The 13108-nt window shown below is 46.8% G+C and carries 10 protein-coding genes; 5 read left to right on the forward strand and 5 right to left on the reverse strand.

The genetic code is table 11. The features are described from left to right. Positions 1–4 precede the first annotated feature (4 nt). From A37S_RS0116860 to A37S_RS0116870, 3 genes are read left to right on the forward strand one after another with little or no spacing between them, the layout of a single operon-like run. A complete protein-coding gene (locus A37S_RS0116860) occupies positions 5–3148 on the forward strand; it encodes an efflux RND transporter permease subunit (RefSeq protein ID WP_028298011.1) in 3144 nt (1047 codons plus the stop codon). Positions 3149–3158: 10 nt separating this feature from the next. Next, positions 3159–4595 (forward strand): TolC family protein, encoded by a 1437-nt coding sequence (locus A37S_RS0116865; protein ID WP_028298012.1) that lies wholly within the window; start codon positions 3159–3161, stop codon positions 4593–4595. Between the two features lie 55 nt (positions 4596–4650). Beyond that, the gene (locus A37S_RS0116870; protein ID WP_028298013.1) at positions 4651–6273 is read left to right on the forward strand and encodes an ABC-F family ATP-binding cassette domain-containing protein; all 1623 of its coding nucleotides are present in this window, start codon (positions 4651–4653) and stop codon (positions 6271–6273) included. 7 nt (positions 6274–6280) lie between these two features. On the opposite strand, the gene A37S_RS0116875 is transcribed toward A37S_RS0116870, so the two are convergent. Next, on the reverse strand, positions 6281–6865 hold the full coding sequence (locus A37S_RS0116875; RefSeq protein ID WP_157278761.1) for a hypothetical protein: 585 nt from the start codon (positions 6863–6865) through the stop codon (positions 6281–6283). A gap of 19 nt (positions 6866–6884) precedes the next feature. Next, a complete protein-coding gene (gene holA / locus A37S_RS0116880; protein ID WP_028298015.1) occupies positions 6885–7892 on the reverse strand; it encodes a DNA polymerase III subunit delta in 1008 nt (335 codons plus the stop codon). Positions 7893–7936: 44 nt separating this feature from the next. Between holA and A37S_RS0116885 the strand changes: the two genes are divergently transcribed. Then, on the forward strand, positions 7937–8395 hold the full coding sequence (locus tag A37S_RS0116885; RefSeq protein ID WP_028298016.1) for a type I restriction enzyme HsdR N-terminal domain-containing protein: 459 nt from the start codon (positions 7937–7939) through the stop codon (positions 8393–8395). Between the two features lie 221 nt (positions 8396–8616). Continuing rightward, positions 8617–9204 (forward strand): hypothetical protein, encoded by a 588-nt coding sequence (locus A37S_RS0116895; protein WP_157278763.1) that lies wholly within the window; start codon positions 8617–8619, stop codon positions 9202–9204. Between the two features lie 139 nt (positions 9205–9343). Here A37S_RS0116895 and A37S_RS0116900 read toward each other — a convergent pair whose 3' ends face one another. The 3 genes from A37S_RS0116900 to A37S_RS25055 all read right to left on the reverse strand — a co-directional run. Beyond that, positions 9344–9985: a hypothetical protein gene (locus A37S_RS0116900; RefSeq protein WP_028298018.1), complete on the reverse strand. Its 642-nt coding sequence runs from the start codon at positions 9983–9985 to the stop codon at positions 9344–9346. A 61-nt stretch (positions 9986–10046) separates the two neighbouring features. Beyond that, positions 10047–12755: a valine--tRNA ligase gene (locus tag A37S_RS0116905; protein WP_028298019.1), complete on the reverse strand. Its 2709-nt coding sequence runs from the start codon at positions 12753–12755 to the stop codon at positions 10047–10049. Between the two features lie 90 nt (positions 12756–12845). Further along, positions 12846–13108, reverse strand: a 263-nt coding sequence (locus A37S_RS25055; protein WP_036602917.1) for an IS30 family transposase, incomplete at its 5' end; no start/stop codon positions are given.

Consider the following 13108-nt stretch of genomic DNA (forward strand, 5'->3'; position numbering starts at 1 on the left):
TCATATGTTTAGCAAAATCATTCATAGGCCAGTATTTGCGATAGTAATTTCGGTCATCATTGTCTTCGTGGGTACGCTGGCCATCAAGCAGCTGCCTACTTCACAATTCCCCGATATTGCGCCCACAACGGTCAATATATTTATCGCTTACCCCGGTTCCAGTGCAGACGTACTGGTAAAGACATCTCTGATCACACTGGAAAATGCCATCAACGGAGTTCAAGGCATGCGCTACATCGCTACCGATGCTACCAGCGCCGGCGAGGCGACCTTACGTATCATTTTCGAACCGGGTACAGACCCCAACGAGGCCGTTGTGCTGGTAAAGACAAGGGTAGACCAGGTGATGCCGCTCTTGCCCGAACTGGTCCAACGTGAAGGGGTCATCGTTACGCCCATCCAGCCCAGCATGTTGATGTACGTCAACCTATACAGTACGGATGAACACATCGACGAAAAGTTCCTATACAACTATGCCACCGTCAATATGATTCCCGAGATAAACCGCGTCAAAGGTATTGCGCGGTCGCAGATATTGGGCAGCCGCCGGTATGCCATGCGCGTTTGGCTGAACCCCGACCGCATGCGGGCATACCATATTTCCGTGGACGAAGTAATGGATGCCATGGCCGAACAAAGCATCGTGGGGCGCCCGGGCAGGATAGGCCAGAGCTCGGGCATAGCCGCTCAATCGCTGGAATACGTGCTCACCTACAAGGGATGGTACAACAAGCCTGAAGAATATGAGGACATCATCATCCGGGCCAACTCCAAAGGCGAGAGCATTCACCTGAAAGACATCGCCAAGGTAGAACTGGGTAGTGAGTTTTTTGACATCTACTCCAATCTGGACGGACACCCTTCGGCCTCCATCATGCTGAACCAAAACTACGGAAGCAATGCCAGTGAGGTCATCGAACAAGTGAAGGCCTCCCTCGAAGAAATGAAAAAAGATTTTCCTCCAGGGGTAGATTATAAGATCAGTTACGACGTTTCCCAATTCCTGGATGCCTCTATAGAACAGGTGGTGCACACGTTGCGAGATGCGTTTATTCTGGTGGCGCTGGTAGTATTCATCTTTTTGGGCGACTGGCGGTCAACGCTCATACCCATTCTGGCCGTTCCGGTGTCGCTTATCGGCGCCTTTTTCGTCATTCAGCTATTTGGGCTGTCCATCAACCTGGTCACCTTGTTCGCTCTGGTACTGGCCATCGGTATCGTTGTGGACGATGCCATTGTGGTGGTCGAGGCCGTACATGCCAAGATGGAAGAAAAGCACCTCTCCCCCTATCATGCGGTCAGGGAGGTAATGAAAGAAATCAGCGGAGCCATTATAGCGATCACGGCCGTTATGGTTTCCGTATTTCTTCCCATTTCGTTTATGACGGGGCCAGTGGGCACCTTCTATCGCCAATTTTCCATTACCATGGCCAGTTCCATTGTCATTTCGGCACTGATTGCGTTGACCCTAACACCGGTCTTATCGGCCATGTTGCTGAAAAATAATCATGGCAAGCCAAAAAAGCACAACCTCTTTACCCGGTTTATAGACGGTTTCAACAGGTTGTTCGACAAGCTGACGGGAAAATACGTGGGTCTTTTAAGAAGGATCGTCGACCGAAAAACAGTGACCTGGGTAGTCCTATTGGCTTTTTGCGTGGGTATATACGTACAAAATAAGGTCTTGCCTGGAGGCTTCATCCCCAGTGAAGATCAGGGTACCATTTATGCGATCATCCAAACGCCCCCGGGATCGACATTAGAAACGACCAATGACGTGGCAAGAAAGCTCCAAAAGATCTGCGAGGAGATAGAGGGTGTAGAATCTGTTTCCTCATTGGCAGGTTATGAGATCATGACCGAAGGCCGCGGTTCCAATGCCGGCACCTGTCTCATCAACCTCAAAAGCTGGTCTGAGAGAGAACATGCCGTTACGGAAATCATGGAAGAGCTGGAAGAAAAGTCCAAAGGCCTTGGCGCCATTATTGAGTTTTTTGAGCCTCCAGCTATTCCCGGTTTTGGTTCTTCAGGTGGTTTTTCATTGCGTTTGCTGGAAAAAAAGGCTTCCGATGATTATCAAAACTTTGACAAGGTAAATAAGGAGTTTATGGCCAACCTAAGGAAACGCAAGGAGCTAACGGGTATCTTCACCTTCTTTGCGGCCAACTATCCGCAATATGAATTGATCATAGACAACAAAGCGGCCATGCAAAAAGGCGTGTCCATAGGCAAGGCCATGGAAAACCTGGACATCTTGATCGGTAGTACCTACGAACAGGGTTTTATCCGCTTTGGGCAGTTTTTCAAAGTATACGTCCAGTCGGCACCCGAGTTCAGACGGCTCCCTTCTGATGTACTCAACCTTTTCATCAAAAACGAAGAGGGCGAAATGGTCCCTTATTCCTCTTTCATGAAGCTCAGGAAAACACAGGGGCCTAATGAGATCACCCGCTACAACATGTACAATTCGGCGGCAATACGCGGGCTCCCGGCATCGGGCTATACTACGGCAGAGGCTATCCAAGCCATTAAGGAAACGGCCGACGAGACCTTGCCCAATGGCTATGGTATCGCCTGGGAAGGCCTTTCGTATGACGAGGCCCAAAGAGGCAATGAGTCACTCTATATTTTCATGGTCGTACTGGTATTTGTCTATCTCGTATTGGCCGCACAATACGAAAGCTTTATCCTGCCCTTGGCCGTAATATTATCGCTGCCCATTGGCGTATTTGGTTCTTTGTTTATGCTTAAAGCCATGGGCTTGGCCAATGATATCTATGCGCAGGTTGGGTTGATCATGCTGGTAGGCTTGTTGGGCAAGAATGCCGTATTGATCATCGAGTTTGCCGTCCAGCGGCATCAGCAGGGAGCTACCATTTTAGAGGCGGCCATAGAAGGTGCAAAAGTCCGTTTTAGGCCGATCTTAATGACCTCATTTGCCTTTGTCGCTGGAATGATTCCATTGATTTTCGCCTCTGGCGCTGGTGCTATCGGAAATCATACTATTGGCTCGGCCGCCGCTGGAGGCATGCTGTTCGGCACCGTGTTCGGAGTTATAATTGTACCTGGCCTGTATTACATTTTTGGAAAACTAGCTGCCCGCCGCCAGCTAATCAAGGACGAAGACGAGAATCCATTAACTGAATAATTAGAACATCATGCTTAGACACAGAAAGTATAAACACCTACTAGGTTTTATTTGCATTTCCCTGGCATATTCGGCCTGCAAGGTACCTGTCCTAGTAGAAAAAACAGCGGATAGGACCGTTCCTGCGAGTTACAACAACTCGCAGGACACCACCAATATAGCAAAGGCAAGCTGGAAGGAATACTTTACCGATCCCGACCTCAGCGCACTGATTGACACCGCATTGAAAAACAACCAGGAACTGAACATCACCTTGCAGGAAATAGAAATTGCCCGCAACGAGATTAGGGCACGGAAAGGAGAATACCTGCCATTCGTGGGGATAAAAGGGGGTGCCGGCTTCGATAAAGTAGGGCGTTATACAAGCCGTGGGGCTAGCGAGGCCAACCTAGACATCAAGCCGGGAAGGGAGACGCCAGAACCGCTGCCAGATTTCCTGGCAGGCGCCTTTGCAAGTTGGGAGATCGACATTTGGAACAAGCTGCATAATTCGAAGAAAGCAGCAATAAACAAGTATCTAGCTACCGTAGAGGGAAAAAATTTCGTCATTACCAACCTCATTGCCGAAATTGCCAATTCCTATTACGAGCTGCTGGCGCTAGATAATCAACTGGCCATTGTGACGCAAAATATCGAAATTCAAAACAACGCACTCAAAGTGGTTAAACTGCAAAAAGAGGCCACTCGGGTAACGGAATTGGCGGTACGTAGGTTTGAGGCAGAAGTGCTCAATACCACCAGCCTGCAATATGATATCCAGCAGCAGATAGTCGAGACGGAGAACAGGATTAATTTTCTTTTGGGGAGGTATCCGCAACCGATACCGCGAAATCGAGAAGCATTCGAACGCCCTTTGCCCTCCTCCATCCATGCTGGTCTTCCCGCACAGTTACTAGACAACCGTCCAGATATCAAGCAAGCAGAGATGGAATTGGCGGCATCCAAACTAGATGTAAAAGTAGCCAAGGCGGCGTTCTACCCATCCTTAGGGATATCGGCAGGCATTGGCTATCAAGCCTTCAATCCCAAGTACCTAATACGGACGCCCGAGTCGCTCCTCTACTCTCTGGGAGCTGATTTAGTAGCCCCTCTGGTCAATAAAAATGCCATCAAGGCAGACTATTCCAGTGCCAATGCCAAGCAGATACAGGCTGTTTACCAGTACGAGCGAACCATCCTAAATGCGTATATCGAAGTCGCCAACCAGTTGGCCAAAGTGGACAATCTAAAACAGAGCTATGACCTTAAAACAAAACAGGTACAAGCGCTCATGCAGTCCATTACCATTTCCAACAACCTGTTTGGCTCGGCTAGGGCAGATTATATGGAAGTCCTGCTTACTCAGAGAGACGCATTGGAATCGAGGTTTGAACTAGTAGAAACGAGGATGAAACAGATGCATGCACTGGTAGATATCTATAAAGCGCTTGGCGGTGGCTGGAATTGAGTGACCGAGAAAACGACACCGACAATTCCAGTCATTTTCCGTACCTTTGCCACTTATGATTTCAATTAGCAATCTCTCCCTCAGATTTGGGAAACGTGTTTTATTCGACGAAGTTAACTTAAAATTCACGCCGGGCAACTGTTACGGCATTATAGGTGCCAATGGCGCGGGAAAATCTACTTTCCTGAAGATCATTACGGGTGATGTAGATCCAACCACTGGTTCGGTGAGCATCACCCCTGGTGAGCGTATGGCCGTACTAAGTCAAAATCACTATGCTTTTGACGAATTTACGGTCATCGAAACAGTGATGATGGGGCACAAAAAGCTGTATGACATCATGAAGGAAAAAGATGCCATATATCTAAAGGAAGACTTTACCGATGCAGATGGCGAACGAGCAGGCGAGCTGGAAAATTTGTTTGCCGAGATGGATGGATGGAGCGCCGAGAACAATGCGGCTACGCTATTGAGCAATCTGGGCATTAAAGAAGACCTGCATTATAAATTGGTAAAAGAGCTGGATGGCAACCAAAAAGTACGTGTTCTATTGGCACAGGCCCTCTTTGGCGACCCTGACATTCTGGTGCTCGATGAGCCTACCAACGACTTGGACATCGACACCATCGCTTGGCTGGAGAATTTCTTGGCCGATTATCAAGGTCTGGTATTGGTGGTATCGCACGACCGTCACTTCCTCGATGCCGTGTGTACCCATGTCGTAGACATCGACTTTAGCAAGATCACCATTTACTCCGGCAACTATACTTTCTGGTACGAATCTAGCCAGTTGGCATTAAAGCAACGGGCAGACCAGAACAAAAAACTGGAAGACAAAGTAAAAGAATTACAGGAATTTATCCGCAGATTCAGTGCCAATGCCTCTAAGTCAAAACAGGCTACCAGTCGTAAAAAAGCTTTGGATAAGATCAATCTGGATGACATTAAGCCTTCCAGTCGCAAATATCCAGCCATCATGTTCAACGACATGAATCGCGAACCTGGAGATCAGATCCTGCAGGTGGAAAATCTTGGGAAGACTTTAAACGGTGAGGTATTGTTCGACAAAGTCAACTTTATGATGAATAAAGGGGATAAAATAGCCGTGCTTTCGGAAAACAGCTTGGCCACTTCGGCCTTCTACGATATCCTCACAGGTAGGGACAAGGATTTCAAAGGCGAATTTAAGTGGGGAGTCACCATCAGTACAGCTGATATCCCCATGGATAACAGCAGCTTTTTTGATGGCAAGGACGAAAATCTTATCGATTGGCTGAGGGAATACTCAGAAGCGGACCAGGACGACCAATATATCCGTGGCTTCTTGGGCAAAATGCTATTCAGTGGTGAAGAAGTGCTCAAAAAATGCTCCGTACTCTCGGGAGGAGAGAAAATGCGCTGCATGTTCTCCCGTATGATGTTGCAACGGGCCAATATGCTATTGTTCGATGAACCTACAAACCATTTAGATCTCGAGTCCATCACCGCGTTGAACAACGGGATGAAAGATTTCAAAGGCTCTATCTTGTTCACCTCTCGTGACCATGAGTTGACTCAAACGGTGGCCAATCGCATTATTGAACTTACTCCCAATGGCATCATAGACAAATTGATGAGCTACGATGAGTATATCAATAATGAAGACATAGACAAGCAAAGGGCCGCCCTCTACGCATAACACTATATCATTTTATGAAAAGACCTACAGTGAGCATCAAGCTATGTTGCTGTAGGTCTTTTGCTTGATAAGGCAAAACTATTTGCTGTATGCCGTATAACAAACTTAAATTGACCGTACTTCCATTGCGTTCAGGCGACAACGGATAGCCGTAGCTCAACCCAAGGTGCCCAAGGCCTCCCCGGAAGGTATCGTTTCCCAAGCGAGGGGCATAACCTGCGCTGCCAAGGACAAAGAGCTCTCCAGAAACAAAATTTTCCGACAGTTTAGCCCGCAAATCGGCAAAGAAAGGCAATACCCTGAACCTGCTGCTAAAAAGTCCCTCTGGGCGCCGACCTGCGCTATATACCTCATTTCCCAGACCGAAGCCCAGAAAAAAGCTGTCGTTGAAATTCCTTCCTAATGCCAGTCGCATCCTATAACCACTCAGCACCTGCCCGTCAATCGGTTCTTGCTCATTGAGTCCCAAGATGCCACCTGCTTCCAACACCGTATATACCTTTCGCTCCTGAGCCACAGCAGGTATTCCAAAAACAAACAGTCCCAATAGGCTCAATAGCATATATCTCCATGCAAATCTGTAGTTATTCATCCTGTATTTAATCCGTTTTTTAATGTAAAATCTTAAACATCAATTCCTTGTATAAATCCGCCATTTCCATATTTTGCGCGCCTACTCCTTTCGATTTGAGATCGTACTCGCGCAAGTACCCTATGATCTGAGCCAATTTTCCGGAGTGGTAATTCCTGGCCGCCAGCTCATAATCTTTAATAAAGAAACTATGCATACCCAATGCTTTTGAAGCAACCGCAGGGTTCTTGTCAGGAAGCGCGTGATACTTGAGCACCTTGACAAAATAGGAATACAAGAATCCCATAACCACCACGAAGGGATTCGACTTGGGATTGGCGGCAAAATAGTCCACGATCTGATTGACCTTGAACACATCCCGTCGACCCAGCGCAGCCTGTAATTCAAATACGTTGAAATCCTTGCTGATGCCGATGTTGTTTTGTACGTCGGCCATGGTAATTTCACGGTCTCTTGGTACATTGAGCAAAAGTTTGTCCAGCTCGTTGGCCACCTTGGAAAGTTCCGTACCCAGGTATTCTCCCATCAAGGCCCCTGCCTGTGGGTGTATCCGTGCACCATGCTCCAGTACATAGTCGTTGATCCATGCCCCCAGTTTATTGTCATATATCTTGGCCGATTCCAAGACTACACCTTGTTTCTCTATTGCCTTATAAATCTTTTTCCGTTTGTCGAACTTCCCATATTTATAAGCAAAAACCAAGACCGTGCTGTTCAGTGGCTTCTCTACATAGGATTGCAGCAGTTCATCCGCTTTATCCCATTTGAGATTTTGCGCTTCCTTGACCACGATGACCTGGTAATCGCTCATCATGGGATAACGCTTTGCGGCATTGACCACGGTTGCCCAATCTATATCCTTACCGTACAATATCGTTTGGTTAAACCCTTTTTCCGCGTCGCTCAGGATATTTTTCTCGATGTAATCGCTCAGTAGATCAATGTAATAGGCCTCCTCTCCATGAAACAGATAGACGGGCTTTAGCTTACGCTGTTTCAGATCGGAAAGGACTTGTTGTACGCTCATGTATTGTTATTTTTAAAACAGCAAAATAACAATTAATTTTGGAAATGTTTAAGCCGGTTCCCTTGAATTTACCCCCTTACCCCTTTTCCTTAAAACAGGATGCCGATAGATTGCTGATTTTCGATGAACTGCGCAAAAAGCATTTGCTGCTCACGCCCGAAGAGTGGGTGAGGCAACATTGGATACAGCACCTCATTTCCAATAAAAATTTTCCAAAAGCACTTATACAGGCCGAAGGCGGCCTCAGGCTGAACAGCTTGCAAAAACGTACCGATCTAGTGTTATTTAACAGGGATGGCAATCGGCTGCTTATTGCCGAGTTCAAAGCTCCCACCGTAAAGATCACCCAAAAGGTTTTTGACCAAATTGCCCGCTACAACATGGTACATCGCGTGAAATACCTCTTGGTAAGCAACGGATTGGAGCATTACTATGCCTTGGTCGATTTTAACTTGCAATCGTATCGCTTCCTTCCAGAGCTACCCGTATACGAAGAGCTATAGAAGCAATGGGTTGTTTAATCTAAAAGGCCGCCCATACAAACAACCCCATACCTGCACACATCGGTGATCATGCGTATCACACCTATGCCGCTGCCCTCGATATATACCAAGTGGCTGATTATGTTTACCCACATGAGTCATCCATTTACGGAGTGGCCAAGTATGACAACAAATGGCCAGGCGCAAGAATTAAAAAAACGATTAACTTTACGAAAAAAAACATGCAGCGCATTTTCTTAAAAGCATGGACATTTCTATTTCTGGCCTTGGCGCTGCTGATCGCCTGGCTGCCTTGTAAATCACAGGATTTCAAGAGCCGCCCCAGAGAAGTAATGATCTATAACGTGGTGGCCCATACGACCATGGGCAAGGTAAAGGGGATATTCGAACGGAATACCGGAGACAGGATATTCATCACTACCAAGAAGGGCGAGTACGTGACCATCAACGTGACCGACCTGAAAAAGCTAAAGGTGAAGGACAGGCCAAAGAAGAGGGTACTACGTCCCTTTGACTACATGCGTCCCACTTCGGACGACTATAACCCCAACGGTACGCTCAAACAAAGCTATCTGGACGATCCGCCTAGCCTGGGCGAGCAGCTTTTCGTGGCGGGTACGCTTACGTTCTTAGAAGTGACCTACTATGCGATATACGACAAATTCGTGAACCTGGCCAAATTCAAGATCAACAGGGACATGGATACCTATCACAGCCTATTGGACGAGATAAGCCCCTATGCTCTTTACTATCAATCCGCTCCACAATATGAACTGGAACTGCTCAACAAACTGAGCAAAAAGCCATGAGCTGGACTTTGGAGCCAACGTTGAGAAAGCAGGTGGCTCGTATCGCTTTCTTCCAAAGCTCCCCGTATACGAAGGGTTATAAAACAACAAAGGCGGACCATGAAATCCGCCTTTGTTGTTTTGTCACATCTGACAATTACTATTTATTTCCTACGCTCAATTCAACTACCTTGGTATAGATGAACTCCATCGCCTTATGCGAAGACTTCACCGGATTTTCCTTTTTGAAATCCTCCAATAGATTCACGTCGATATTATCTGTGCGTTCGATATCCAGTTTGCCGCCAAGGCAGGGGTATTTCGTAGTAATATCGCCTTCTTCGTTGAAGTCCTGAATAACAGCAAAACCATCATCAGCCGCATAGAAATTGCTGAACGTAATGGGCAAGAAGTTATTCAACTTCACTAAATCCTTCAAGGTGGCCCCTACGCCTATACCCTCTTCCAAGTGGTAATCGCCAAACTCCTGTGCAACGCTCAGTTTCTCCGCTTTACTAAACGGCGCATCGTTTTCCGTCCATGTCACGATCACTTCTTGAGGAGTACCTTCCCAAAGATAAGTTGTTTTCACTCCGCCCGTCAAGGTAGAGTCTTTCACATTCTCGGCGCCAAATTCGTTTACCAAATCATCATGGCTATAGCTCAATTTCACCTTGCCAATTCCTTCACAGGTAATCAAATTGGGGTCTTGCGTAGTTTCGTCAGTTTCTTTCTTTTCGTTCGAATTACAGGAAGCCACAACAAGTGCTATCAGTGCCATTCCAATAAGTTTCTTCTTCATGTCTAATCGTTTTTAAAATTATGGTTTATTGTAAATAGTTATCGGCATTAATTATCGCTTTTTATTGGGCAAGAGCACTCAAACTTTCTTTCAGCATCTGTATCTTAGCTTCCGCATCCGCTTTCTTGTTCCGCTCGTTTTCCACTATCTCTGCCTTGGCATGCTGTACAAATCGCTCATTGTTCAGTTTTTTATCCACAGACGCCAAGAAACCTACCAAATAGGCTATCTCTTTCTCTATTCTTTCTTTTTCGGCCTCAATATCTATATTTTGAGCTATAGAAACAAAAAATTCGTCCCTTTCCACTATAAATGATACAGCAGCGGTTTGCTTTTCCTCCACCGCCTGCAGTTCGCTAACGTTACCAAGTTTTTTGATCAGTTCCTGATAAAGGCTATAGTCTACATCACCATTACGCTTTACCGCCAGTGGCAATGCCTCCTTGGGAGAGAGCTGCTTGCTGTTGCGTACATTACGTATTTCTGATATGATATGCTTGAGGATGGAAAAATCCTTGATCAACTTGGCATCCACATCGCCCGCCAAAGGATAGCGGGAAACTATGCAGCAATCCAGTTCGCTACGCGGGCCAAAAAGTTCATCATGCCACAGCTCTTCCGTGATGAAAGGCATGAAAGGATGCACCAATGAAAGTATCTGTTCAAAGAAGTCCTTAGTGGCTTCAAATAGCTCCCTTGGAATAGGCTGTTGATAGGCTGGCTTCACCATTTCCAAATACCAGGAACAAAAATCGTCCCACACCAATTTATAAATACTCATTAGGGCATCAGAAAGGCGATATTCGGCAAAATGACCATCTATTTCGAGCACAGCCTCATTGAAGCGATTGGCAAACCATGCTACCGCTTTCTTCTCTCCTTCATTGGCTTTGCTGTCCGTCACCTCCCATCCTTTCAACAAGCGGAAGGCATTCCAAATCTTATTGGCAAAATTGCGCCCTTGCTCGCAATAGGAAACATCGAACATAAGGTCGTTGCCCGCTGGTGATGAAAGCAGCATGCCCACGCGGACACCATCCGTACCATATTGCTTCATCAGTTCTATGGGATCTGGTGAGTTGCCCAATGATTTGGACATCTTGCGGCCGAGCTTATCGCGAACTATCCCTGTGAGATATACATTCTTAAATGGTGCCTGCCCCCTGAACTCGTGTCCGGAAATAATCATCCTTGCCACCCAGAAAAAGAGGATTTCTGGAGCCGTCACCAAATCGTTGGTCGGATAGTAATAATTGATATCCGCCCCATCGGGATCCTTAAAGCCATCGAAAACGGAGATAGGCCACAGCCCCGAGCTGAACCAAGTATCCAATACGTCCTCCTCTTGGCGTAGCCCATCGGCGCTTTTCGACTGACTCTCCAATTCCTTGCGGGCTTCGGCCTCCGTCTTGGCAACTACCCACTCCCCTTTGTCGTTGTACCAAGCGGGAATGCGCTGTCCCCACCACAGTTGACGTGATATGTTCCAATCCTTCACGTTCTCCATCCAATGGCGATAGGTATTGATAAATTTGTCGGGTATCAGCTTCACCTCGCCATTGAGCACGTAGTCCAAAGCTGGTTTGGCCAACTGCTCCATCTTCAAGAACCACTGCATGGATAGCTTTGGCTCTATGGCGGCATCCGTGCGCTCCGAAAAGCCCACTTGCGACTTATAGTCTTCCACTTTCTCCAGTTGACCCGTTTCTTCCAAAAGTTTAGCTACTTTCTTCCGGGCAATGAATCGGTCCTCCCCTACCAAGATCTGTGCTTTTTCATTGAGGGTACCATCGTCGTTTAGGATGTCGATTACCTCCAACTGGTGCTTTTGCCCAAGCTCGTAGTCATTTAAGTCGTGAGCTGGTGTCACTTTCAGGCAACCGGTACCGAAATCCATTTCCACGTACTCGTCCTCGATGATCGGAATTACTCTGTTGACGAGTGGTACCAGCACCTTCTTACCCTTCAACCAGGCATATCGCTCGTCATTGGGATTGATACACACCGCCGTATCGGCCATGATGGTTTCCGGTCTTGTCGTCGCAATCACTATATAAGGTTGTGAGTTGCCAGTTGTGGGTTGTGAGTTGTCTGTTGTGGGTTGTGAGTTGTGGGTTGTGGGTTGTGAGTCGTCAGCCATCTGATGTCCGATGTCTGCTACCTCATACCTAACATAATATAGCTTCTGATTGACTTCCTTACGAATCACCTCTTCATCCGATACCGCCGTTTTTCCCTGTGGATCCCAGTTTACCATGCGGATACCCCGATAGATAAGTCCTTTCTTATAGTAATGGATGAAGGTATCTATTACGGCATCGCTCAAATCGGGCTCCATGGTGAAACGTGTACGATCCCAGTCGCAAGAAGCACCCAGTTTTTTTAACTGCTCCAGGATAATACCACCGTATTTTTCCTTCCATTCCCAAGCGTAGGTCAAAAATTCCGTTCGAGTGAGGTCTTTTTTACTGATACCTTTTTCCTTGAGCATCGCCACCACCTTGGCCTCCGTGGCAATGGACGCATGATCCGTACCCGGTACCCAGCAAGCATTTTTCCCTTGCATGCGAGCACGGCGAATCAGCACATCCTGAATGGTATTGTTCAACATATGCCCCATATGCAACACACCGGTCACATTGGGCGGGGGCATCACGATGGTATAAGGCTCTCGGTCATCAGGAACTGAACGGAAAAATTTCTTCTCCAGCCAATAGGCGTACCACTTATCTTCCGCTTCTTGCGGACTGTAGGTTTTTGCTATGCTCATTTCTACGCTTGTACAAAAATATAAGAGGCCAAAAATAAGAAAAATAAGGGCTTTGGAGTAAAAACAAGCACAAAATAGCTGTGGGTAGATTCAACTCACCAATGCAACTTTTTTGTCTAAGGTAGCATAAAAAATGTTCTTGGGGTTCTGGTAATCTAGTTTTTTTCTTGGCCTTGCATTGATTTTGTGCTGTATCTTTCTGATATCCTGTTCATTGAATTGTTCAAAGGGCTGCTTTTTCGGTATATACTGCCTGATAAGCTTGTTGGTGTATTCGTTGAGTCCCCTTTCCCAAGAGGAATAGGGGTGGGCGAAGAAGAAATCGGCCTCCAGTTTCTTTGCGATGAGCTTGT

Source organism: Olivibacter sitiensis DSM 17696, assembly GCF_000427965.1.
GTDB lineage: Bacteria > Bacteroidota > Bacteroidia > Sphingobacteriales > Sphingobacteriaceae > Olivibacter > Olivibacter sitiensis.